The 24,376-nt window shown below is 72.0% G+C and carries 21 protein-coding genes; 8 read left to right on the top strand and 13 right to left on the bottom strand.

Features of this window, described 5'->3' with window-relative positions; translation table 11 throughout:
* Positions 1-83: 83 nt before the first annotated feature.
* The 9 genes from ADK57_RS37410 to ADK57_RS37370 form a co-directional block, all read right to left on the bottom strand.
* A complete protein-coding gene (locus ADK57_RS37410) occupies positions 84-1,166 on the bottom strand; it encodes a Zn-dependent alcohol dehydrogenase (RefSeq protein ID WP_053754139.1) in 1,083 nt (360 codons plus the stop codon).
* Positions 1,167-1,177: 11 nt separating this feature from the next.
* A complete protein-coding gene (locus ADK57_RS37405; RefSeq protein ID WP_053754138.1) occupies positions 1,178-2,566 on the bottom strand; it encodes an aldehyde dehydrogenase family protein in 1,389 nt (462 codons plus the stop codon).
* A 103-nt stretch (positions 2,567-2,669) separates the two neighbouring features.
* Positions 2,670-3,122 (bottom strand): DUF3574 domain-containing protein, encoded by a 453-nt coding sequence (locus ADK57_RS37400; protein WP_053754137.1) that lies wholly within the window; start codon positions 3,120-3,122, stop codon positions 2,670-2,672.
* A 20-nt stretch (positions 3,123-3,142) separates the two neighbouring features.
* Entirely contained in the window at positions 3,143-4,480 is a 1,338-nt protein-coding gene (locus tag ADK57_RS37395) for an ABC transporter ATP-binding protein (protein WP_053754136.1), read from the bottom strand.
* A 317-nt stretch (positions 4,481-4,797) separates the two neighbouring features.
* Positions 4,798-6,036, bottom strand: coding sequence for an MFS transporter (locus ADK57_RS37390; protein WP_053754135.1), 1,239 nt, complete (start codon positions 6,034-6,036; stop codon positions 4,798-4,800).
* A 37-nt stretch (positions 6,037-6,073) separates the two neighbouring features.
* On the bottom strand, positions 6,074-7,495 hold the full coding sequence (locus ADK57_RS37385; RefSeq protein ID WP_053754134.1) for a CitMHS family transporter: 1,422 nt from the start codon (positions 7,493-7,495) through the stop codon (positions 6,074-6,076).
* 133 nt (positions 7,496-7,628) lie between these two features.
* The gene (locus ADK57_RS37380) at positions 7,629-9,881 is read right to left on the bottom strand and encodes a molybdopterin oxidoreductase family protein (RefSeq protein ID WP_053754133.1); all 2,253 of its coding nucleotides are present in this window, start codon (positions 9,879-9,881) and stop codon (positions 7,629-7,631) included.
* 132 nt (positions 9,882-10,013) lie between these two features.
* Positions 10,014-10,631 (bottom strand): TetR/AcrR family transcriptional regulator, encoded by a 618-nt coding sequence (locus tag ADK57_RS37375; RefSeq protein ID WP_053754132.1) that lies wholly within the window; start codon positions 10,629-10,631, stop codon positions 10,014-10,016.
* A complete protein-coding gene (locus ADK57_RS37370) occupies positions 10,628-11,269 on the bottom strand; it encodes a hypothetical protein (RefSeq protein ID WP_053754131.1) in 642 nt (213 codons plus the stop codon). The genes ADK57_RS37375 and ADK57_RS37370 overlap by 4 nt, the downstream gene beginning before the upstream one ends.
* Before the next feature lie 191 nt (positions 11,270-11,460).
* Between ADK57_RS37370 and hmgA the strand changes: the two genes are divergently transcribed.
* From hmgA to ADK57_RS37355, 3 genes are read left to right on the top strand one after another with little or no spacing between them, the layout of a single operon-like run.
* On the top strand, positions 11,461-12,846 hold the full coding sequence (gene hmgA / locus ADK57_RS37365) for a homogentisate 1,2-dioxygenase (RefSeq protein ID WP_053754130.1): 1,386 nt from the start codon (positions 11,461-11,463) through the stop codon (positions 12,844-12,846).
* A gap of 27 nt (positions 12,847-12,873) precedes the next feature.
* The gene (locus ADK57_RS37360) at positions 12,874-13,623 is read left to right on the top strand and encodes a GntR family transcriptional regulator (RefSeq protein ID WP_053754129.1); all 750 of its coding nucleotides are present in this window, start codon (positions 12,874-12,876) and stop codon (positions 13,621-13,623) included.
* 26 nt (positions 13,624-13,649) lie between these two features.
* Positions 13,650-14,807: a type ISP restriction/modification enzyme gene (locus ADK57_RS37355; RefSeq protein ID WP_053754128.1), complete on the top strand. Its 1,158-nt coding sequence runs from the start codon at positions 13,650-13,652 to the stop codon at positions 14,805-14,807.
* Positions 14,808-14,817: 10 nt separating this feature from the next.
* On the opposite strand, the gene ADK57_RS37350 is transcribed toward ADK57_RS37355, so the two are convergent.
* Positions 14,818-15,531, bottom strand: coding sequence for a TetR/AcrR family transcriptional regulator C-terminal domain-containing protein (locus ADK57_RS37350; RefSeq protein WP_053754127.1), 714 nt, complete (start codon positions 15,529-15,531; stop codon positions 14,818-14,820).
* A 63-nt stretch (positions 15,532-15,594) separates the two neighbouring features.
* Here ADK57_RS37350 and ADK57_RS37345 point away from each other — a divergent pair, with 63 nt between their 5' ends.
* Positions 15,595-16,542, top strand: coding sequence for an ATP-binding cassette domain-containing protein (locus ADK57_RS37345; RefSeq protein WP_053754126.1), 948 nt, complete (start codon positions 15,595-15,597; stop codon positions 16,540-16,542).
* Entirely contained in the window at positions 16,539-17,321 is a 783-nt protein-coding gene (locus ADK57_RS37340; RefSeq protein WP_053754125.1) for an ABC transporter permease, read from the top strand. Before ADK57_RS37345 ends, ADK57_RS37340 begins: the two co-directional genes overlap by 4 nt.
* Before the next feature lie 253 nt (positions 17,322-17,574).
* Here ADK57_RS37340 and ADK57_RS37335 read toward each other — a convergent pair whose 3' ends face one another.
* The 3 genes from ADK57_RS37335 to ADK57_RS37325 form a co-directional block, all read right to left on the bottom strand.
* Complete coding sequence (locus tag ADK57_RS37335) at positions 17,575-17,844, bottom strand: hypothetical protein (protein ID WP_053754124.1); 270 nt, start codon at positions 17,842-17,844, stop codon at positions 17,575-17,577.
* Between the two features lie 126 nt (positions 17,845-17,970).
* On the bottom strand, positions 17,971-18,777 hold the full coding sequence (locus ADK57_RS37330; RefSeq protein WP_053754123.1) for an anti-sigma factor: 807 nt from the start codon (positions 18,775-18,777) through the stop codon (positions 17,971-17,973).
* Positions 18,774-19,316 carry a sigma-70 family RNA polymerase sigma factor gene (locus ADK57_RS37325; protein WP_053754122.1) on the bottom strand — a complete coding sequence of 181 codons (543 nt, stop codon included), beginning with the start codon at positions 19,314-19,316 and terminating at the stop codon, positions 18,774-18,776. The genes ADK57_RS37330 and ADK57_RS37325 overlap by 4 nt, the downstream gene beginning before the upstream one ends.
* Before the next feature lie 208 nt (positions 19,317-19,524).
* Between ADK57_RS37325 and ADK57_RS37320 the strand changes: the two genes are divergently transcribed.
* The 3 genes from ADK57_RS37320 to ADK57_RS37310 form a co-directional block, all read left to right on the top strand.
* The gene (locus tag ADK57_RS37320) at positions 19,525-21,057 is read left to right on the top strand and encodes a DUF4331 domain-containing protein (RefSeq protein ID WP_053754121.1); all 1,533 of its coding nucleotides are present in this window, start codon (positions 19,525-19,527) and stop codon (positions 21,055-21,057) included.
* A gap of 101 nt (positions 21,058-21,158) precedes the next feature.
* Entirely contained in the window at positions 21,159-23,213 is a 2,055-nt protein-coding gene (locus ADK57_RS37315; protein WP_234390530.1) for a tetratricopeptide repeat protein, read from the top strand.
* On the top strand, positions 23,210-24,376 hold a 1,167-nt coding region (locus ADK57_RS37310; protein WP_053754120.1), incomplete at its 3' end, for a nickel transporter. The genes ADK57_RS37315 and ADK57_RS37310, both read left to right, overlap by 4 nt.

Below are 24,376 nucleotides of genomic sequence, written 5' to 3'. Positions count from 1 at the left end.
ATACTGACCGGACGGTATGGGGTCAACGGTCGTGCAGGAAGGTTGCCCGGAGCACCCGAAGGGCTCCGGGCGCCGCACAGGGCTCAGAACACGACCAGTGCCCTGCCGCCCTTGCCCGCCAGCATGTTCTCGAACGCCGCCGGAATGCCCTCCAGGCCGATCCGTTCGGTCACCAGCGCCCCCAGGTCCAGGCGACCCGCCCGGACGTGTTCGGCGAGGACCGGAAGGTCCCGTGCGGGGTCGGAGTTGCCGTAGACGCAGCCCGCCAGGGTCCGGCCCCAGTGGAAGATCTCCAGGGCGTTGAAGGTGACCTGCTGGTCCTTGCCGCCGATGCCGACGACCGTCGTACGGCCGCCGCGGCGGGTGGAGTCCCAGGCCGCGCGGATCGTGGCCGCGCGGCCCACGCATTCGACGGCCACGTCGACGCCCTGCTTGTCGGTGAGGGCCCGGATCTCGCGGGCGGTGGTCTCGGAGGCGACGACGTAGTCGGTGGCTCCCGCACCCCTCGCCAGCTCCTCCTTCGCCGGGGAGACATCGACCGCGACGATCCTGGACGCGCCCGCGATCCGGGCCGCCTGGAGGGCGGCGAGGCCCACTCCCCCGACGCCGTACACCGCGACCGTCTCGCCCGGGCGGACCTGCGCCGAGTGGTGGACGGCACCGTAGCCGGTGAGGACCGCGCAGCCGAGGAGGGCCGCGTCGGTGAGCGGGATGCCGTCGGGCAGCGGGAGCACGCAGCCCGCCGGCACCACCGTCTCCTCGGCGAACGCGGCGACGTTCAGGCCGGGGTGGAGGTCGGTGCCGTCGGACGTACGACGCGCGTACACGTCGGCGGCCCCGTTGAGGGCGTTGGCGCACAGCCAGACCTCGCCGAGCGAGCAGGCGTGGCAACTGCCGCAGGACGGCGCCCAGTTGAGGACCACGTCGGCACCGGGCCGGATGCCCGCGACCCCTTCGCCGACGGCGACGACCGTGCCGGCGCCCTCATGGCCCAGGACGGCGGGGACGGGCACGCGCATGGTGCCGTCGGACAGGGACAGGTCGGAGTGGCAGACCCCGGCGGCGGCGAGCCGGACGCGGACCTGGCCGGGGCCGGGGCCGGGGAGGTCGATCTCGGCGATCTCCAGAGGAGCGCCGACGGCGGGAAGTACGGCGGCACGAACCACGTGAACGCTCCTCAGAACTGAAGGGACTTGGTCTGGAGGTACTCGGCGAGACCGTGCGTGCCGAGTTCGCGGCCGACGCCCGACTGCTTGTAACCGCCGAAGGGGGCAAGGGGGTTGAAGCGCCCGCCGTTGATGTCGACCTGCCCGGTCTCCAGGCGGCGCGCGAAGGCCACCGCCTCCGTCTCGTCGCCGGCCCAGACGGCGCCCGCGAGGCCGTAGACCGTGCCGTTGGCGATGCGCAGGGCGTCCTCCTCGTCCTCGTAGCGGAGGATCGACAGGACCGGGCCGAAGATCTCCTCCTGGGCGACGGTCATGTCGGGGGTGACGTCGGCGAAGACCGTGGGACTGACGAAGTAGCCCTGCTCGCGCGAGGATTCGGGACCGCCGGCGACCAGGCGGGCACCCTCGGCCACGCCCTTGTCGATATAGCTCCGGACCCGTTCTTGCTGTTTGGCGTTCACGACCGGGCCGATGCGGTCGCCGTACTTCGCGGCGGCCGTGGCAGCCAGTTCGACGGCCTCGTCGTACTGCTCCCGATGCACCAGCATCCGCGTCCAGGCGCTGCACGTCTGACCGGAGTTGGACATGACGTTGGCCACGCCGACGTTGACCGCCTTGGCCAGGTCCGCGCTCGGCAGGATGACGTTGGCGGACTTGCCGCCCAGTTCCAGGGCGACCTTCTTCACGGCGGCTCCGGCCGTCGCGCCGATCCGCCTGCCCACGGCCGTCGAACCGGTGAAGGAGACCAGGTCGACGTCCGGATGCTCGGCGAGGGCCTGCCCGGCGACCGGGCCGAGGCCGGTGACCAGGTTGAAGACGCCCGCCGGGACGCCGGCCTCGTGGACCGCCTCGGCGAAGAGCTGGGCGACCAGCGGGGTGTCCTCGGCGGGCTTCAGGACCACCGTGCAGCCCGCCGCCAGCGCCGGGGCGACCTTGGCGACGATCTGGTGCAGGGGGTAGTTCCAGGGCGTGATCGCGCCGACGACGCCGATGGGCTCGTGGAAGACGGTCGAGTTGCCGACCTTCTCCTCGAAGGCGTACGTCGCCGTCAGCTCGGCGTAGGAGCCGGCGACGGCGATCGGCACGGCCGCGTGCACGGCCTGTGAGAACTTCAGGGGCGAGCCGAGCTCCGCGGTGACCGTCTCGGCGATCTCGTCCTTGCGGGCCGCGAGGACGTCCCGCAGGGCGGCCAGGCGCGCGGCCCGCTCGGCGGGAGCGGTGGCGGCCCAGCCCGGAAGGGCGGCACGGGCGGCCCGCACGGCGGCGTCGACGTCCTCGACGGTACCTGCCGGGACCCTGCCGACGACCTGCTCGTCGGCCGGGTTCACGACCTCGATCACGTCCGGGCCGGTGGCGGGGCGCCACTCGCCGTCGATGTACATGCCGTCGTGTGCCTTCATCGTGCGTCCTCCCGGGCGGGGCTGCGTCGTCCGCCCCATAAACTAGCGGCGTTAGTTTTTGGGCGCCAGACGTCTCCTGGGATCAGCCTGACGCCCCGAGGGATCAGAAGTCGACCCGCACCTTGCCGTCCGCCCTCGCCACGGCCTCCTGCCCGAAGGCCTTCTCGTACGCCCGGCGGATCTCCTCGATCTTCCGGCCGTTCGCCGCCGCCCGCTCCACCGGATACAGCAGGATCAGCTCGTACGACCGCTCCCTCTCGATCGCGCCGCCCACATCCCGCCATTGCCCGCGCCCGCTCTGCACGGTGAGCCCCTCGGGAAAGTCCGGCGTGACCTCCCGGTCGACGAAACGCATGAACTGCCCGTCGGTCACGGCCGGTCCGCCACCGGGGCGCACGGTACCGAAGAAGAGCTGGGTCTCGACGTACGGCTTTCCGCGCGGCGGCGCCGTTCCGGCGCCGTCGCCCAGGCCGGCGTACGCAGTCGGCGCGGCGACGGCGAGCAGGACGGCGGCAGCGGTGAGGGTTGCCCGGGTTCGGGTGAAGTGCACGTTCATGTGCCCATACGTAACGGGCGTCACGCCTCCAGGTCGGGCAGCCGCGCCGGAGCCGGGCAGATGCGTTCCCCGTACTGGTCGAAGACGAACAGGTGGGCGATGTCGACGAGCAGGGGGACGTGCATGCCGCGGCGGAGGTCGATGTCGGGGGTGGTGCGGACGACGAGGTCGCCGGGGAGGCGGCCGTCGGCCGGAGCGGGTTCGGGAGCGGCGTCCGCCGGGTCGTCCAGGACGACCACCGGGCCGGCGCGCAGGGCGCCCGCCCGCTCCCGGAAGCGCTCCAGGACGGTGCCCTCGCGGCGGCGGCGCCTGGACGCCGAGGCGGCGGGCCGCGGGGCCTCCAGGTCCGGTACGACGGCGGGTTGGGAGCCGGTGTCGAAGTGGACGAGGACCTCGTGGCCCTGGAACTCCACGTGCTCCACCAGCCCGCTGATCGCCACCTCGCCGGGGCGGGCGTCGGCCGGCTTGGCGATGCGGACGGCCTCCGAGCGCAGGCCGACGATGACCTCGCGGCCCTGCTGGACGCGGAGCAGCTGGTGGTCCAGGCAGAGGGGTTCGGGCAGCCGCAGGTACTGCTTGCCGAGGCTGATGGTCATCGCGCCGTCCAGCGGGGCGCGGACCAGGCCGCGCAGGAGGTTGATGCGCGGGGTGCCGATGAAGGCGGCGACGAAGATGTTGCGCGGCAGGGCGTACACCGAGCGCGGGGTGTCCAGTTGCTGGAGCACGCCGCCGCGCAGCACGGCCACCCGGTCGCCGAGTGACATGGCCTCGGCCTGGTCGTGGGTGACGTACACCGTGGTGACGCCCAGCTGTCTGGTGAGAGCCGCTATCTCGGCGCGCAGGTGGTTGCGGAGCTTGGCGTCCAGGTTGGACAGCGGTTCGTCCATCAGGAAGGCGGAGGGGTGGCGGGCGATTGCCCGGCCCATGGCGACGCGCTGGCGTTCGCCGCCGGAGAGCTGGCCCGGCAGGCGGTCGAGGAGATCCTCGATGCCGAGCATGCGGGCGGTGGCGTCCACGCGCGGGCCCGGGTCCTCGCCCGGCGCCTCGATGCGCAGCGGGAAGCCGATGTTGCCGCGGCTCGTCATGTTCGGGTAAAGGGCGAAGTTCTGGAACACCATCGCCATGTGCCGCTCGGCGGGCAGCAGGTCGTTGGCGTACTCGCCGTCGAGCAGCAGCTGCCCCTCGGTGATCTCCTCCAGGCCGGCGATCATCCTGAGCACGGTGGACTTGCCGCAGCCGGAGGGTCCGAGCAGCACGAGGAACTCGCCGGGCGCGATGTCCAGCGACAACCGGTCCACCACGCGGACGCCTCGCGTGTAGGTCTTGCTCACGTCATGCAGGGAGATGGCGCGTGTCATGGCAGTGCCCCCGGGGGCTCACTTGGGCGATGGTGCTCCGCGGTCGAATGTCCCGTGCGGGTCGTACGGGCCTGTGAGTCACGGAAGTTAACGGACGGTGCCGGGCCGGGGGAAGAGACAGGGCCGGATCGGGCACCCCGGTCCAGTCGGTGAGAAAGCGGACGGCCGGCTTCAGCGAGCGCGGGCGGCCCTTCCGGGTTTCGCGGATCCCGGTGAGGCGGGCGAAGACGACAACGTTGCCCGAGTAGCCGGGCGGGCGGTCGTCGGTCTCTTTCACATACCCGCCGGGGGGTGCGGGGGCAGCGCCCTACGGACCGTCAGACATCCCTCTTCCGGCCCGGTGCGATCCCTGCCCGGCGGGGGCAGGCAGTCGGCTCCTGCCCCTCGGCCGGCTTCGCCGGCGAACGCAGCGCGACCCCCGAGGACAGCAGCAGCAGCCCGCCGAGCATCACGAACGGCGCCGCCACCCCCGCGACCCCCGCGATCAGGCCCGCCGCGGCGGGCGCGGCGACCTGGCCGAGCCGGTTGCCGGTCAGGCGCAGGGCGAGGGCCGTGGAGCGGGCGCCGTCGGGGGCGGCCTGGACGACCGTCGTCATGGACAGCGGCTGGCCCACGCCGAGGCAGAAGCCGAGGGCCCCGAGCATCAGGGCCAGCGCCCACACCGGTACCGGCAGCGCGATGCCGGCGCACAGCACGGCCGCCAGCAGACAGGTGACGGTGAGCAGGAGGGCCCGGCCCAACAGCCGCAGCAGCGGCGTCAGCACCAGGCGGCAGGCGATCGTGGCCGCGGCCCGCAGGCTGAGCAGGAGGCCGATCACGGAGGGGGCGATGCCCCGGTGTTCGCCGACCACCGGGAGGTAGGCGGTGAGGATGTCGGTCGCGGAGAGCACGGAGAGGCTGATGAAGATGCCCGCGGGTACGCCCCGGGCGCGCAGGATGCGCTGCACGGGGACGCGGTCACCTTGCCCCGCACGGGACCTGACCGTCGTACGGTCCTCGATGCGCCACAGCGAAGTGAACGCGACCGCGGCCCCCGCACCCGCGACGACCAGGGCGAGCGCGCTGGTACCCGCCATGTCCCGGCCGCCGATCAGGGCGCCCGCCGCGATCGGGCCGACCAGCTGGCCGAGCGAGGCACCGATGGTGAAGTGGCCGAAGTTGCGGTCCTGTTCGTGCGGGGCGGACTGGCGGGCCACCAGCGACTGGGCGCCGATCACGAAGCAGAGGTGGCCGAGGCCCATCACGCCGCTCCAGATGGCCATCGCCCAAAGGGAGTCGGCGACACCGCTCAGCGCACAGCCGCCGGATATCAGGACCACGCCGACGGGCAGCAGGGGCGCGCAGCGGCCGTGGTCGGTGCGGCGCCCCAGCGGGACGGCGGCGAACAGGGGGAGCAGGGCGTACACACCCGCGATCACGCCGATCGCCCGCTCGTCCGCGCCCAGCGCGAGGGCCCGGTAGGACACGGCGGGCCGGGCCATCGACACCGCCCCCTGCGCGAAGCTGAAGGCGATGACGAGGCGGAGCAGCCAGCCGCGGTTCCCACCGGGCCTCACGGTCGTTTCCTCCACGGAGAGTCGGTCGAGGGGTGCGTCAGATGATCCCGAAGAGGATTCCTGCCCCGAGGATGATCAGACATGTGAGGGCCGCCCACTTGACCACGAACCTGGTGTGGTCGCCGAACTCGACCTTGGCCATGCCGACCAGGACGTAGACGGCCGGGACGAGCGGGCTCGACATGTGCAGCGGCTGGCCGACGAGCGAGGCGCGCGCCATCTCCAGCGGGGTGACACCGTGCGCCGCGCCGGCCTCGGCGAGGACCGGGAGGACGCCGAAGTAGAAGCCGTCGTTGGACATGAAGTAGGTGAGCGGGAGGCTCAGGACGCCGGTGACGAGGGCCATGTGCGGGCCCATGCCCGCGGGGATGACGTCGACCATCCACCTGGCCATGTGGTCGACCATGCCGGTGCCCTGGAGGACGCCGGTGAAGACGGCGGCGGCGAAGACCATGCCGGAGACGTTGAGGACATTGTCCGCGTGGGCGGCGAGGCGGGCCTTCTGGTCGGGGATGTGCGGGAAGTTCACGGTCAGCACGAGCGCGGCGCCGATCAGGAACAGCACCGGGATCGGCAGCCACTCCATGATCATGGCGGTGAGCAGGGTGAGCGTGAGCAGCGCGTTGAACCAGTAGAGCTTGGGGCGCAGGGTGGCCCGGTTCGGGTCGAGGACCTGGAAGCCGTCGTTCTCCTCGTCGTCCGCCGCGTCCGCGTCGGTGCCGGAGCCGGCGCCGCCGGTGGGGGCGGGGGTCTTGGCGTCGCCGGAGCCGCCGGCGCCCACGAGGACCGTCTCGCTCTCCTTGTCCTCGGCCTTCTCCTCCACCAGCACGTCGCCCAGCGTCAGCACGCCCAGCCGCCTGCGCTCGCGCACACCGAGGACGTACGAGAGGACGAAGACGCCGAGCAGGCCGACCAGCAGGGCCGGGATCATCGGGACGAAGATGTCGCTGGCGTCCACCTTGAGGGCGGTGGCGGCGCGGGCGGTCGGGCCGCCCCACGGCAGGGTGTTCATCACGCCGTTGGCCATGGCGGCGACACCGGTCATCACGACCAGGCTCATCTTCAGGCGCTTGTACAGCGGGTACATCGCCGAGACCGTGATCATGAAGGTGGTCGAGCCGTCGCCGTCGAGCGAGACGATCGCGGCGAGTACCGCGGTGCCCACGACGATCCGCATCGGGTCGGCCTTGCAGAACTTCAGGATCCCGCGAACGATCGGGTCGAAGAGGCCGACGTCGATCATCACACCGAAGTAGACGATCGCGAACATGAGCATCGCCGCGGTGGGGGCGAGGCTGGTGACGCCGTCGATGACGTAGTCACCGAGCTTGGCGCCCTTTCCCACGAACACGCAGAACAGTGCGGGGATCAGTACTAGCGCCGCGATCGGCGACATCTTCTTCAGCATGATCAGGACCAGGAAGGTCGCGATCATGGCGAAGCCGAGGATGGTCAACATGAGTGGATACCTAACGTTCGCCCTTGAACTCCCACCAGGGCCGGCGGTGCGACGACGTTAGGACTCGTCAAGCGGCGTTAACAAGACGTTGACGTGCGAGCAATAAGCGCAAAACTCCTGGTCACAGCTTTGCTCAGGTCAGAGCGGGGAACTTTTCGGTCACGACGGCGACTTCGACGGGCACTCCGTTGAGGACGGCGTTGCCCGAGAGGGGGTCGAGCAGGCTGCCGTCGAGGATCTGGTTGACGTTGACTCCGGGGTCGGCGGAGGCGTGGTTCAGCCGGGTGCCGGGACGGTCGTGACCCCAGCCGTGCGGCAGGCTCACCACACCCCGGCGCACGCCGTCGGTGACCTCGGCGGGGGCGGTCACCTCTCCCCCGGCGCCCTTGACGCGCACGGGCGCCCCGTCGCGCACCCCCAGCCGTTCGGCGTCCTCGGGGTGGATGTGCAGGGTGCAGCGGTTGGTGCCGCCGGTGAGAGCGGGGACGTTGTGCATCCAGCTGTTGTTGGAACGCAGGTGGCGCCGGCCGACCAGGACGAGCCCGGCGGGGCGCTCGCCCAGTGCCTGCCGGAGGCGGGGCAGGTCGCCGGCGATCGGCTGCGGCAACAGCTCGACCTTGCCGCTGCGGGTCTTCAACGGCTGCGGCAGGCGGGGCCGGAGCGGGCCGAGATCCATGCCGTGCGGGTGGGCCAGCAGCTTCTCCAGGCTCAGCCCGTCCGGTCGCACGCCGAAGCCGTCGCCGTACGGACCCAGGCGCAGCATCAGGTCGAGCCGCCGCTCGGGACCGCTCTCGCCGGTGAGCTGTGCGGCGAGCTCGCGCGGGTCCCGGCCGTGGACCGGGGAGTGCGGCTCCTTGACCGCCTTGCCGAGGGTCTGGTCGATCACCATCGCGTCGACGGCGGCCGGGTCGGCGCCGTGCATGCCGGTCGCGGCCAGGATCAGCCGGGCCAGGATCTCGGTCTCGGCCATCCTGCCGGGCTCCAGGGGCACCGCGGGACGGCTGTAGCGGACCTGGTTGCGGACGGCGAGGGTGTTGAAGGCGAAGTCGTGGTGCGGGCTCTGGGAGGGCGGGGGCGGCGGCAGCACGACGTGTGCGTGGCGCGAGGTCTCGTTCAGGTACGGGTCGACACTGACCATGAAGTCGAGAGAGCCCAGGGCCTTGTCGAGCCGGTCCCCGTCGGGGGCGGACAGCACCGGGTTGGCGGCGACCGCGACGAGCGCCCGGATCGGCTCGCCCTCCTCGGTGGCCGTGTCGATCTCCTCGGCGAGCGCGGAGAGCGGCAGCTCCCCCTTCGCCTCCGGGTGCCCGCTCACCCGGGAGCGCCAGCGCCCGAGCCCGAAGCCGTGACCGGGCCCGGCCGGGCGGGGCGTCTTGTCGGTGGCCGCCTGCGGGAAGAGGGCGCCACCGGGGCGGTCGAGGTTGCCGGTGAGGATGTTGAGCACGTCGACGAGCCAGCTGGCCAGGGTGCCGTGCGGAACCGTGCAGCTGCCGATGCGGCCGTATACGGCGGCGGTGGGGGCGGCGGCGAGTTCGCGGGCCAGGGTGCGGATCGTGACGGCGTCCACGTCGCAGGCGTCGGCCACGGCCTCGGGAGTGAAGTCCTCTACGGATGCGGCGAGTTCGTCGAGCCCTTGCACGTGGGGGGCCAGGTCACCGAGGTCCACGAGGCCTTCCTCGAAGAGAACGTGCGCCATCGCCGCGAGCAGCAGGGCGTCGGTGCCGGGCCGGATCGCGAGGTGCCGGTCGGCGAGCTTGGCGGTGCGGGTGCGGCGGGGGTCGACGACGGTGAGCGTGCCGCCGCGGGCCTTGAGCGCCTTGAGCTTGCCGGGGAAGTCGGGTGCGGTGCACAGACTCCCGTTGGACTCCAGGGGGTTGGCGCCGAGCAGCAGCAGGTGGTCGGTGTGGTCGAGGTCCGGTACGGGGATCGCGTTGGCGTCGCCGTACAGCAGCCCGCTGGAGACGTGCTTGGGCATCTGGTCGACGGTGGACGCGGTGAAGATGCTGCGGGTGCCGAGCCCCGCGAGAAGCACCGGCGGATACAGCGCACCGGCCATGGTGTGCACGTTGGGGTTGCCGAGGACGACGCCGACGGAGTTCGCGCCGTACCGCTCGACGACGCTCCGGATCCCGGCGGCGACCGCGTCGAACGCCTCCTCCCAGGTGGCCTCGCGCAATGCGCCGTCCTTGCGCACAAGGGGCGTGCGCAGCCGGTCGGGATCCCCGTCGACGGCTCCGAAGGAGGCCCCCTTGGGACAGATGAACCCGCGACTGAACACGTCGTCACGGTCACCACGGGCGCCGGTCACCCGGGTCCCCTCGATGGTCAGGGTCAGGCCGCAGGTGGCCTCACAGAGGGGGCAGATACGCAGGGCGGTGCGGGACACGGGTCCTCCCTGAGGACGGCGACGACGGTGACGCACGGGCTCGCGCCGAGCATACCGGGCGGTATGTCATGTGGGGAGGGGGTGCCGGGAACGAGACCTGGCGGCAGCAGCCGCGGGCGGGGAGCCGGGGCGTCAGTCCAGCACTCGCGCCAAGTACGCCCGCAGCAGTTCCCGAGTCTCCCCGATGATCTTCTCGTCGCCCTCCGGAGACACCCGGAAGGCCAGGTGGACGAGGGTGTCGGCGGCTTCCACGGCGACGAGGAAGGTGCGGCGCAGGGCCTCGTCCGGAGTGCGGTCCAGGTAGCCGGAGAGGAGGTCGGTGAGGCGGTCTGCGACGCGGTGGTTGGGTTCGGCGTGGCCGGAGCCGACCGGGATCTGGTTGCCGAAATCGACGAGGGAGAAGCCTGGGGCGGTGCGCTTCATGGCGAGGTACTCGTCGAGTACGGCGTCCATGGCCGCCCGCCAGCCGCCCTCGCCGGTCCCCTGGAGGCGCTCGGTGACACGCTCGGTGTAGCGCTCGAGGTTGCGCTGGGCGAGGGCGTCGGCCATCGCGCGCTTGTTGCCGAAGAAGCGGTAGACCGAGCCGATGGGGACGCCGGCACGCAGGGCGACGGCCCGGGTGCTCAGGGCGTCGTAGCCGACCTCGTCGAGGAGGTCGGCGCAGGCGTCGAGGATCCTCGTCAGCCGTTCGGCACTGCGCCGCTGCACGGGCGCTCGGCGGAGCGATGTCGCTTGGGGCACGGACTTCATGATGCCTTTCCGCCGCGGTCCGGGGAACCTCGACCCTCAGTACGGAGCCCGGGGCCCGGTGCGCTCAGCGCGTCGTTCGTGGTCCCGGCGCGTTCCGGCCCCGAGAGCGCCGAGGGCGCCGACGACCCGGAGGGACCCGAGGATCCCGACGCCGTGATGTCCGCCGTGCTCTCGACCGGCTCGCCGTCGACGGCCCACACCGTGCCGTCGTCGGCGTACAGGCGGGCGGTGACGTGGTGGGTGCCGTGCGGGACGTAGCGGGCGGAGAGGCGGTACTCGGGGGTGCGCAGCCGGGCGACGAGGTGACCGTCCACGAAGAGGCGGACGATCCCGCGGCCGGCCACCGCCTCCTTGGCACCGGCGGGCGAGAAGCGGAAGTCCTGGAGGGCCAGCCGGACGCGCCAGCTGTCGTCGGTGTCGGGCTGCACCTCGATGCCGACGTCGGGTGCCTCCTTGTCGTCGACCTCCCTGTAGTGCCGCCCTTCGCCGTCCGTGTCGTTGAGGACCTCGCCCACCGGTGAGGGTGCGTCGCCGCCGTTCTTCTGCTCGTCCGCACCGCCGGTGCCACAGCCGGCGGATCCGGTCAGCAGCAGGACACAGACCGCGAGCGCAGCAAGAAGTGCCCGCGTCCACGCCATGCCGGGGAGCGTAGAACACCGGTACGACACCTCGTATCCCCCTGGAGTCTGGTTCCGGGCGGCTCCTCTCGTCCTCCGAGAGGAGGCCCGCAGGACGAGAGGGGGCACCGGGAGGTCGCCGCGGCCCTCTTGCGCCCGGGAAAACGCAATCCTACGGTGATACATAGGAATCAGACCGCAAGGGAGCGATCATGAGCGATGGGGGTACCTCCCGCGCGAGCGGGTTCGAGCGTGGGGGAGCGCGGAAGACCGCCGAGGGACTCACCTACCTCTCCGGTTTCGGCAACGAGCACAGCTCGGAGGCCGTCCCGGGCGCACTGCCCGAAGGCCGCAACTCACCCCAGCGCGCCCCCCTCGGGCTCTACGCGGAGCAGCTCAGCGGTTCGGCCTTCACCGAGCCCCGGGCGCACAACCGCCGCTCGTGGCTGTACCGCATCCGCCCGTCGGCAGCGCACCCGGCGTTCACCCACACGCACAACGGCTGGATCCGCACGGCTCCCTTCACGGAGTCCGTGCCGGACCCGAACCGGCTGCGCTGGGACCCCCTGCCCGACCCCACGGAGGGCACCGACTTCCTCGCCGGCCTGTGGACCCTCGGCGGCAACGGCGACGCCACCCAGCGCACCGGCATGGCCGTGCACCTCTACCACGCCGACTCCTCGATGGACCGTGTCTTCAGCGACGCGGACGGCGAGCTGCTGATCGTGCCGGAGCGCGGCGCGCTGCTGCTGCGCACGGAGTTCGGGCTGCTGCATGTGGAGCCGGGACATGTGGCGCTGATTCCCCGTGGGGTGCGCTTCCGTGTCGAGCTGCTGGACGCCGAGCCCGGTGGCGCGCGGCGCGCGACGGCCCGCGGCTATGTGTGCGAGAACTACGGCGCCCCCTTCCACCTCCCCGACCTCGGGCCCATCGGCGCCAACGGCCTCGCCAACCCCCGGGACTTCCGGGCGCCGGTCGCCGCGTACGAGGACGTCGAGGGCCCGGTGGAGGTGGTGAACAAGTTCTGCGGCAACCTCTGGACGGCCACGTACGACCACTCGCCCCTCGATGTCGTCGCCTGGCACGGCAACCATGTGCCGTACGTCTATGACCTGCACCGTTTCAATGTGCTCGGGAGCATCTCGTACGACCATCCCGACCCGTCGATCTTCACGGTGCTGACGTCACCGTCGGACACTCCCGGCCTGGCCGGCGTCGACTTCGTCGTGTTCGCACCGCGCTGGCTGGTGGGCGAGAACACCTTCCGGCCGCCGTACTTCCACCGGAACGTGATGAGCGAGTACATGGGGCTCATCGAGGGCGCCTACGACGCGAAGACCTCCGGCCCGGGGGGCTTCGTGGCCGGCGGCGGCTCGCTGCACAACATGATGTCGGCGCACGGGCCGGACCGGGACACGTTCGACCGGGCGAGCGCCGCGGAGCTGAGGCCGCAGAAGGTCGACGACGGGCTGGCGTTCATGTTCGAGACCCGCTGGCCGGTGACCCTGACCCCGCACGCGGCCCGGGCGGAGCATCTCCAGCAGGGCTACGACGACGTGTGGCAGGGCCTGGAGCGGCATTTCCGCCCCTTGCACTGAAGATTCCCTACCGGTACGGATGGCCCCGTGACCTCCTTCGCCCCGGACTCGATCGTCCTGAACCGCAAACTGCCGCTCTGGTACCAGGTGTCGCAGTCGCTGCGCGCCTCGATACTGGGCCGCTCGCTGCAGGACCCGCTGCGGCTGCCCACCGAGGAGCAGTTGGCGGGGCACTACGGGGTGAGCGTGCTGACCATGCGGCAGGCGCTGAAGGAGCTGGAGGACGAGGGCCTGATCACGCGCCACCGCAGGCGCGGCACGTTCATCGAGCCGGACGCCCGCAGGGGCGCCCCCGTGCGGCTGCTCGGCTCGGTCGACGCGATCGTGGCCCAGCAGTCCGGCATGGCGACCCGGTTGCTCGACCACGGCAAGGCGCCCGTGCCGGCCGAACTCGCCGAGTACTTCCCGGACCTCACCGAGGTGGCGACGTACCACCGCCTGCGCGGCGACGAGAAGACCGGCGAACCGACCAATCACGCCCGCAACTACGTCCGTCCCGAACTCGCCGCGCGCATCGACCCGGACGACCTGGTCCGCTGGCCGATGACCAAGGTGCTCCGGGACCTCGTCAAGGCGGACATCAGCCGCATCACGGACACCGTGGAGGCCCGCCTCGCGGACCCGGAGACGGCACGTCTGCTCCAAGTCCCGCTGCTCAGCCCGATCCTGCACTACACGGGCGTCACCTACGACACGGACGGGCAGGTGCTGGACGCGGCGGTCATCCACTACCGGGGCGACCGCTTCTCCTTCACGGTGACGCTGGACGCCACCTGAGCCGGCCGTCCGTGACAGGTCGTACGATGCCCAGCGTGACGCACGACGACGCTCCGCCGCTGGCGGACCTCATGCCGTGGTCCGTCGCACCGCCGCGGCTCGGCCGAGGGTGGCCGACGGGCCCGGACCCGGCATCCCTCAGAGCCCGCTGGGACGCCCTGATGAAGGCCGAGGGCCCGGACCGCGAGGCCCTGTTCCAGCCGACCCGCTCGCGCACCCTGCGCTCGGCGGTCGGCCGGCTGCCGGGCCATTCCGCCGGCACGCAGAAGCTGGTCCGCGCCTCGGGCCGCTGCCCGGAGCCCGTACGGGTGCTGCACGCGCCCTTCGACGAACAGTGGCTGATCCCCGACCACCGTCTGATCGACGCGGCCCGGCCCGAGCTGTGGCGGGTGGCGGACGAGCACCAGATCTTCGTCACGGAGACGCCCGACACCCCCGGCCCCCTCCTCCTCGCGACCTCGCTGCTCCCGCTCCTCCGCCCCGGCCGCATCCGCCCCCTCTACCGCCGACCCGGCGGCGCGGAACCCAACCTGGCACCGGGCCTGCTGGACCACCTGGCCAGCCGCCTCGGCCTCTCCCCCACCCCGGCGGACCTCCTGGCCTGGACCGTGACGGCGGTACGCCCCGGCCTCACCGTCCCCCTCACCGCCGACCCCGAACTCTGGGCACGCGGCGTCGAACTCGGGCACCGCGTCCTGTGGTTGTTGCGCCGCCACGGCGACCGCCCGAAGCTGCCGGGCGGCCGCCGCCCGTACGTCCGCGCACCCCTGCCCACCCGTCCCCTGACCCTGCACTACGACCGCGACGAGGAGGCCCTCCTCCTCGACGAGGGCCGCATCTCCCCGGTGCCGCCACAGTCCTGGGACTTCGAGGTGGGCGGAACACGCGTACTGGAGCAGTGGTTCACGGCCCGCACCGCCGACCCCGAGCCGGGCACGCTGGAGGCGATCCGTCCGACGACGTGGCCACAGGCGTGGACGTCGGAGCTGCTGGAGCTGATCACGGTGCTGGCGCTGCTGGCGGAACTGATGCCCCGGCAGGAGGAGTTGACGGTGACGGCACCGATCACCGCACAGGAGCTGCGCACGGCGGGCGTGCTGCCGGTGCCGGAGGCGGCACGCAGGCCGGCGTCCGTCTTCGACCACCACGAGGAGGGCCCGGAAGGCCAGTTCGCGCTGATCTAGCCTCCGGCCTCTAGTCCCTGGGCTCGAAGGCGTCCATGACCCGCTGCAGCGCCCGGTCGAACACCGCCTCCAGGTCGATCGGCCCCGCGTCCTCCATGAAGGCCGCCGCCAGCCGCGGATAGGCGCCGGTGGCCACCTGGCTGCCGAGGTAGGCGATCCGGACCGCGTTCTCCTCCTCCTCGGACCAGGGCATGGAGCGGGTCCGCTCGGCGGTGGTGAGTTCGTTCGCGGTGTACGTCGTCACGACGCCGTTGAGCAACGCGACGAGCTCCATCTTCGCGCTGTACGGGAGCTCGAGCGGTTCGAGGCAGGCCAGGCAGTGCTCCAGATAGCGCAGGGTGTTGGGGCTGAAGCCGTAGACCCCGGCCATCAGACGCGGCACCCATGTGTGGCGGTGCATGATCGCGCGGGTCTCATGGGCGTTGCGGAGCATGTCGGCGCGCCAGTCGCCCGAGGGCTCGCGGATGTCGTGCTCGGCGCCCACGGCATCGAGCATCAGCTCGTACAGGTCCTCCTTGCGCGGTACGTAGTTGTACAGCGACATCGTTCCGCAGCCCACTTCGGCCGCGACGTGCCGCATGGAGACGGCGTCCAGCCCCCGCGCGTCCGCGATCCGCACGGCCGCCGCCGCGACGTCCGCGCGCGTGAACGCCGGCTTCGGCCCACGGCCCGTCCGTTCCGGACGGGCCCAGATCACTTCGGGTACGGCCGCTCGGCCCGCCATCGATCATCACCTCGACCACCATCCTAGTTACGTACAGCGTACGTAGTGCGCTATGGTCGGGACATGACTTCTACGTACGCTGTACTTAGTGAAGGCCTGGAGAAGCGGTTCGGTGACGTCCACGCCCTGCGCGGCCTGGATCTCGCGGTGGCGACCGGCACGGTCTGCGGAATCCTCGGCCCGAACGGGGCGGGCAAGACGACGGCCGTACGACTGCTCACGACCCTGCTGCGACCGGACGCGGGCTCCGCGCGGATCGCCGGGCACGACCTCGTCCGGGAAGCGGCCGCCGTACGGCGCAGGATCGGCGTCACCGGGCAGTACGCGTCGGTCGACGGGGACCTGACCGGGCGCGAGAACCTGCGCCTGTTCGCCCGGCTCCACCGGGTGCGGGGGCCTGCCGAGCGGGCCGGCGAGCTCCTGGACCGCTTCGGGCTGGCCGAGGCCGCCGACCGGCCCGCGTCCACCTACTCGGGCGGGATGCGCCGCCGGCTGGACCTGGCGGCGAGCCTGATCCGCCGCCCCGAGGTGCTGTTCCTCGACGAGCCGACCACCGGTCTCGACCCGGCCAGCCGGAACCTGATCTGGGACGCCGTGCGCGACCTCACCGCGGACGGCACGACCGTGCTGCTGACCACGCAGTACCTGGAGGAGGCCGACCAACTCGCCCACGACATCGCCCTGGTGGACCGGGGGCAGGTCACGCACACGGGCTCGCCGGCCCAGCTCAAGTCGCTCATCGGGACACACGTCGAGGTCGTCGTCGCGGACCCGGACGTGCTGGCGAATGCGGCGGCCGTACTGGATCAACTCACCGGTGCGCAGCCTTCGTTCGACCACGAGCGGAACTCGGTCGGCGCGGTCAGCCGGGACTCGACGCTCACGCTTCCCCGCCTGGTGCGCGAACTGGACGCGGCAGGCGTGCCGTTGCTGGACGCGAGTCTGCGTCCCCCGACCCTCGACGACGTGTTCCTCCGGCTCACCGACGACCTCAAGGAGCGTGTGGCATGACCACCCTGGCGTACGACGGGACCGCGATGCTCGGCCGTCAGCTGCGGCGGATACGGAACAACCCGGGGTTTCTGATCCTGAGCCAGACCATGCCGATCAGCATGCTGCTGTTCTTCGGCTACGTCTTCGGCAGCGCGCTGGCGATGCCGGGCGAGGAGTACCGCGCGTTCCTGGTGCCGGGCCTGCTGGTGGCGACCGCCGCGAACGGGATCATGACCGGGATGTTCCAGGCGGCCCAGGACACCCACCGGGGCGTGATGGACCGCTTCCGCACGCTGCCGATGAGCCGGGCGGCCGTGCCGCTGGGGCAGGCGGTCGCGGACCTGGTCGTCACGGCGGCCGGGACGGTGCCGGTGTTGCTGGTGGGGCTCGCGGTGGGCTGGCGGATCGAGCGGAGCGCCCTGGAGGCGGTGGGCGCCTTCGGCCTGTTGCTGCTGTTCCGGTTCGCGACGACCTGGATCGGGATCTTCCTCGGCCTGCTCACCCGCAACGAGGAGGCGGCGGGCCAGCTCGGCGGCGCGACCTTCCTGCTGCCGCTGCTGTCCAACGCGTACATCCCGGCCGACGGGCTGCCGGGCTGGCTCAGGACGGTCGCCGAGTGGAACCCGATCAGCGCGGTGACGACGGCCCTGCGGGACCTCTTCGGCAACGCCCCCGTACCGGAGGGGGCGGCCTGGCCGGTGGCGCATCCCATGGCCGGGTCGCTGGCCTGGTGCGCGGTCCTGCTCGCGGTGTTCGTGCCGCTCGCCGTGCGGCGGTACGCGCACGGCGAGCGCTGAACCCCGGGCCCTGTCGTCACGTTCCCGCCGTCCGCCCCAAGGGCGGGCGGCGGCGTTGCCGGGTCAGCAGGTGTGCAAGACGGAGATGTTGCGCGGGGCCGACGGGAGGTGAGAGTGCAGGAGACGTACCCGCGCTCGGCGGACACACCTGGCGCCACTGCATGCCGTGGGGATGACGGACGACGGGATCGCAGCACTGCGCCGGACAGGTGTGGCCGCCTGAGCGCGGGTCAGGAACTCTGAACGCGCAGGCTCAGCGCCCGCCGAACAGCGAACGACGCAGTCGGCGCAGCGGCGCGAAGAGCGAGACCCGGCTCACTCGCGCACCCCTGGGGCTGCGCTCGTGCGCGGTGTCACGCGCGGTCAGCTCACGCATCAGCGAGGTCGCCTCGACCGTCTCCCGCTGCGGGACGGCAGGTCCACCCAGCACCGAGAGATGGCGGTCGAGGCGCGAACTGGTCGCGCTGCTCCCGCAGGTGATCGCAGGGACACGTGCCCTGCTGCGCACTGTTATCTGTTCCATGTCACTCCCCACCCGTACGAGTCCACCCGGCCCGGGCAGGGTAACCCTATCGCCCCCTTGGGGCACTCGTGTATCGCGGTCACAGGATTCACCTTCCCCGTAAGCAGGTTGACGACCCCTCCTTGATCACTCTCCGAATCCAACTGATTTCAGGGCGAGTTGGACAACCGGCTGGGTAGTGGGCTGCGGCGAGCCCCCATCAGGCTCGACAGTCACAGCGAGTGATGTGGCGGAGGTGTCGAGACCGGACGCGACCAAGGGCGTGTCGGCGTCGAAGAGCCCGAGGGAGCGCGGTTGCGCGTCGGGGCGCATGAGCCACAGTTGGCGCACGCGGTCGCTCGGCAGGTCGTCGTATCCGCTCAGGGTGACGACCGCGCTCCCCTCCGATGCGGAAGCGATCACTCCGATACTGCGGCCCTCGGTGTCCCGGCCCGTCGTCGCCCGCGCATCGGGAGCCGCGAGAACGTGGGCGATCTCACGCGCCTGGGCCCGCTCGGCGTTCAGTTGGTCCTCCGTCTGCCCCGCCTGGACGGCGAACAGGGACGCCACCACGAGGGCCGCCGCGGCGGTGGCCGTGGCGAAGGGCACGAACAGGGGGGTCCGCCGCCGCTCACGGGCGCGCGGCGGCGGCTGCACACCCCACACGTGCGGCGGAAGCTGGGGCGTACGCGCGCGTGCCGGTTCCTGCCGGGCCGCCTCCTGGGGAGTCGCACGCACGGCGGCCAGGACCCGTTCGCGCATCGCGGCCGGCGGCGGGGCGGCCTCCGACCAGGCGAGCCGGACGGCGTCCTCGGCCAGGGCGCGTACCTCGGCGGCGCAGCTGTCGCACTTCTTCAGGTGCTTCTCGAAGCGGCGGCGCTCGTCGGGTTCCAGGGCGTCCAGGGCGTAGGGCGCGGCCAGGGAGTGGAGGTCCTCCCGCCGGAAAAGACTCATGCCACACCTCCCAGGCAGTCGCGCATGCGGGTCAGCCCGTCACGCATCCGCGTCTTCACCGTACCGAGCGGCAACGAGAGCCGCTCGGCCACTTCACGGTAGGTGTACCCCTCGTAATAGGCGAGTGTCACCGACTGGCGTTGCAGAGCCGTGAGGCGGTCCAGACAGCGGCGCACCCACTCGCGTTCGAGGCCGGCCTCCACCTCCTCGGTGACCTGGTCGAAGGCGGGGTGGTGGGACCGCCGGGCCTCGCGCTGCTCCCGTTCACCGGCCGCGCGGGCGCTGCGCACCCGGTCGACGGCCCGGCGGTGGGCGAGGGTGAGGATCCAGGACAGCGCGCTGCCCCGCCCCGGGTCGAACCGCCCCGCGGACCGCCAGAGTTCGAGCAACACTTCCTGCGACACCTCCTCCGACTGCGCCGGATCCCGTACGACCCGTCTGACGAGCCCGAACACGGGCCCGGACACCAGTGCGTACAGCTCCTCGAACGCCCTCTGGTCGCCGCCCGCCACGAGCATCAGAAGCTCGTCCGCCTCCACCCCGGCCCCCCTTCTCTGCATGCCGCACCCGGCCCGCCCCGTCCCACGAGGTATTCGCAACGAACACACCTCCGGATGGGTTTACGGATCAACGGGCCGAAAACGCGGGTCCAGCAGGCAGAAAAAGACTTTTCAGATTCGACCAATCCGGCCCGGCCCCCGCTCCGAATCCCCCGGCGTCAGGCAAGTTGGACTGAGGACGGACGGCATGACACCTATCTCCAGGAGCGGTGCGGGACGCAAGCACCTCGCGACCCTCGTATGTGGTGCGTTGGCCGCCGGGGGGCTCGCAGCCGCCGGCGTGACCGCGCTGGAACCGGGGGCGGCCTCCGCCTCCAGTCACCGGGAGGCCCCGCTGATCTCCGGGCAGCCCCAGTACGACAACACGGACGTGTACGCGTTCGTCAGCCCGGACAAGCCGGACACGACGACGATCGTGGCGAACTGGATCCCCTTCGAGGAGCCGGCCGGCGGTCCGAACTTCTTCCCGTTCGCCGAGGACGCGCAGTACGACCTCCACATCGACAACAACGGTGACGCGCAGGGCGAGCTGCTGTACCGCTTCACCTTCAAGACGCACGTCAAGAACAAGAAGACGTTCCTGTACAACACCGGGCCGGTCGAGAGCCTGGACGACCCGGACCTCAACATCACACAGACGTACGACATCGAGCTGATAAAGCTGAAGCACCAGAAGCTGGTGTCGAAGACGAAGGTCGCCGACGACGTGCCGGTGGCGCCGTCGAACGTCGGCAAGGCGTCCATGCCGGACTACGCCAAGCTGCGCGACCAGGCGGTGCACGAGCTGCCCGGCGGCTCGACGACGTTCGCCGGCCAGGCCGACGACCCGTTCTTCCTGGACCTGCGCGTCTTCGACCTGCTGTACGGCGGGAACCTCACCGAGGTCGGCAACGACACGCTCAAGGGCTACAACGTCAACTCCATCGCCCTCCAGGTCCCGACCCACATGATCACCGAGTCGGCGGAGCAGCCGATCGTCGGCATCTGGTCGACGACCCAGCGCAAGAACGCGCAGGGCTACTACTCCCAGGTCTCGCGGCTCGGCAACCCGCTGGTCAACGAGGTCGTCAACCCCATCAAGGACAAGGACAAGTTCAACGCGTCCGCGCCCTGGGACGACGCCCAGTTCCTCAAGAACGTGACCAACCCCGAGCTGCCGAAGCTCATCGAGGCGATCTACAAGATCGACGCGCCCGACGAGCCGCGCAACGATCTCGTCGACGTCTTCCTGAAGGGCGTGAAGGGCCTCAACCAGCCGCCGCACGTGCGCGCGGCGGAGGAACTGCGCCTGAACACCTCGATCGAGCCGGTGGACGACCCCAAGCGCCTCGGTGTCCTCGACGGCGACAATGCCGGCTTCCCGAACGGACGCCGCCTCACCGACGACGTGATCGACGCCTCGCTCCAGGTCGTCGAGGGTGAACTGCTCGGCGCCAAGAACGACTTGGGCGACGCCGTCGACAAGAACGACAAGGACTTCGAGAAGGCCTTCCCGTACGTCGCTCTCCCGACCGAGGGATCCCGCGGCCCGCTCGCCAAGGGCACGACCGACGGCAACGACGTCCGCAGCCAGATCGGCGACGCGCTTCAGCCGGCCGGTGCGGACGGCAGCGACGACACCACCCTGATCGCCGCCTCCGCGGGCGCCGGCGCGGCCGGAATCCTCCTCATCGGCACGGCCCTCATGTGGTGGCGCCGAATGAGGGGACGGGCGTACTAGTCCGTACTCCCCACCAACTGGCGCGGCCCGCACGTACCCATCCCCCACGGCGCGGGCCGCGCCGCAGCTTCCCTGCACGGCAAGCAGACCTAGGAGAGGGCATGGCCCGGCGTACGAACAACGGCGCACCGGAGAGCGAACAGGGCCCCAGGCCGACGCCCCCGGAGCGTGAGCGCGGTGCGGGTACGGCCGCGGGGCCGGGACGCGAGGACCGCCCAGGTGCGACGGTCATGCCGGAACCCGGGGGCAGCGCGGGCAGCACAGGCAGCGCGGGCAGCGCGGGCAGCACCACAGGGCCGGGACGCGAGGACCGTGCGGGTACGGCCGCTGTGCCAGGTCCCGTGGGCAGCGCGAGTACGGCCGCCGTGCCGGGCGCGGGCGCCGGTGCCGGCCCGGATACCGAGGTTGCGCCGGCAGCCCCCGATCCGGAGCCTGTCGCGCCGGGGGCAACCCGGCCGGAGGCCGAGGACACGGCTGAGGCAACCCGGCCGGAGGCCGAGGGCACAGCGGCGGCAACCCGGCCGGGAGCCGGTGCCGACGCGAAAGCGGCCCGGTCGGAGACCATAACCGGGCCGGAGACGGAAGCCGCGCCGGTGAACGCCTCAGCTGGGCCGGAGACCCCCGTGTCGAAGGCCGAGTCTCCGCCCGGAGCGGACACCGTCCCGGACGCCCGAGCCGCGTCGGCGGCACCCGCGCCGGAAGGCGACGCGGATCCGGACGTCGCGGGAGCGGGCGCGGAGCCCCTGGGCGGGGTTGGCCCCGCCGGGGAATCCGAAAGCGCCTCCGCCGACCGGCGGGTCGCCGCCGTGCGGCGGGCCGGGGAGGCCGGCCGGCGTTGGCGGGCCGCTCAACTCGCCGGTTGTGCGGCCCTGTTGGCCATCGCCTTCACCGCCGGTTCCATCGCGGTCGGGGCCGTGCGGGACGGGGGTGACGCGGTGCGCGTGTCCGCACCCGCCGCCGTGTCGCCGGAGTTGCTGACCGGTGGTGACCTCGACGCGAGTATCACCGCGCTGCAAGATCATCTGCGGTCCCAGCCGAAGGACTTCGGCAGCTGGGCCACCCTCGGCCTCGCGTACGTCGAGCAGGCCCGGACCAAGGGCGACCCGTCCCGCTATCCGCAGGCCGAGCGGGCTCTGAAGCGCTCCCTCGCCCTGGATCCCGACAACGTCCAGGCACTCGCCGGCCGCGCCGCCCTCGCCGCGGCGCGGCACGACTTCGAGGACGCGCTCACATACGCCGACCGGGCACTGGAGCAGAACCCGTACAGCGAGCGCGCCCTGTCCTCCCGTGTCGACGCACTCGTCGAACTCGGCCGCTACGAAGACGCCTTGAAGGCCGCCGACCTCGCGGACGAACGCCGACCGGGCATTCCCGTCTTCACGCGGTACGCGTACGTGCACGAGCTGCGCGGCGACGTGAGCACCGCGCGGCGGGTGCTGGAGCAGGCACTCGCCTCCGCCACCACCCCGGGGGACGTGGCGTACGTGGCCACCGCGCTCGGCCAACTCGCTTGGAACCAGGGCGAGTACGCGACGGCCCTGGACCACTACGCCCGCGCCCTGGCCGCCGACGACAGCTACCTGCCCGCACTGGAGGGCCGCGCCCGCACCCAGGCCGCGAACGGCGACCGTGCCGCCGCGATCAAGGGCATGGAGGCCGTCGTCGCGCGCTACCCGCTGCCCGGCCCGCTCGTCGAACTCGGCGAGCTGTACGAGGCCCGGGGCGCCGAGGGCGACCGGGCGAAGGCCGGCGACCAGTACGCCCTCGTCGACGCCTGGACGGCGCTCGCCCGCGCGGGCGGCGTCAACGCCGACCTCGACACCGCGCTCGCCGCCGCCGACCACGGCGACAAGGCCGAGGCCCTGCGCGCGGCCCGCGCCGAATGGGCCCGCCGCCACACCGTGCACACCGCGGACGCCCTCGCGTGGGCCCTCCACGTCAACGGCCAGGACGAGGAGGCCCTGCCGTACGCCCGCCGCGCCACGGCCACCGGCTACCGCAACGCCGCCTTCCTCTACCACCGGGGCGTCATCGAGCACGCCACGGGCAACGAGAAGGAGGCCCGCACCCACCTGAAGGCGGCCCTGGACCTCAACCCCGGCTTCTCGCCACTGGGAGCCCGCGAGGCCCGCAAGACGCTGGAGGCGGCCAAGTGAAGCTTCAGCCCCGTCGCGTCCTCGTCTCCGCCGCGGCCGTCCTGACGGCCGCCTGCGCGCTCGTACTCGTCCCCTCGGGTGCCGCCGGCGCCCACCCGCTCGGAAACTTCACCGTCAACCACTACGACGGCCTCGTCACCGCCCCCGGCGAACTGCGCGTCGACCACGTCGAGGACCTCGCCGAGATTCCGGCGACGCAGGCCGGCCCGGACATCGAGAAACTGGGCATGACCGAGTGGGCCCGGCAGCGGTGCGCCCAGGCCGCCGACGACAGCAGGGTCACCGTCGACGGCCGCACGGTCGCCCTCACCGCGCAGACCAGCCGCGCGCGCGTACGGCCCGGCCAGGCAGGCCTCGACACCCTCCGCGTGGAGTGCCGCCTCACTGCGCCGCTCCCGGAGGACGACACGGTCACCCTCGGCTTCCGCAGCGCGGCCACGGACTCCGGCCCGGGCTGGCGGGAGATCACCGCGCGCGGCGACCGGTCGACGCTCACGGAGTCGGACGTACCGACGAAGTCGCTGTCCCGCGAACTGACCGAGTACCCCGAGGAGTTGCTCTCCTCCCCCGCCGACACCACGACCGCCGCGCTGCGCGTTCGGCCCGGCGGCCCGGCCCTCGCCGAGGAACAGACGGACGCCCCCGCCGCCTCCGTACTGCCACGCGGCGCCGACCGCTGGACCCGGGCCCTGGACTCCCTGGTGGCCCGCCACGACCTCACCGTCGGTTTCGCCGCGCTCGCCCTTCTCATCGCCGTCGCCCTCGGCGCGATGCACGCCCTCGCACCGGGCCACGGCAAGACCCTGATGGCCGCGGTGGCCGCGGCGCGGGGAGGCCGGGCGCGTATGAAGGACGTCCTGCCCCTCGCCGCCTCGGTGACGGTCACCCACACCCTCGGCGTGGTCGCCCTCGGCCTCCTGGTCACGGCGGGCTCGGCGGCGGCACCCTCGGTGATCGCCTGGCTGGGCATCGCGAGCGGCGTCCTGGTGACGGTGGCCGGCTCGACCCTCGTACGACGGGCCTGGCGAAACCGGCGGCAGGCACACGCACACGACCACCCGCACGGCAACGATCACGACCACGACCACGACCATCCGCACAGCCACGGACACCCGCACCCGCGCCCCCACCCCCACCCCCACGACAACGAGCCCGCCCACGAG

This window comes from Streptomyces sp. MMG1533 (assembly GCF_001279775.1).
GTDB lineage: Bacteria > Actinomycetota > Actinomycetes > Streptomycetales > Streptomycetaceae > Streptomyces.
Note: the sequence above shows the minus strand (reverse complement) of the source record. Positions and strands in the feature narration are given on the sequence as shown.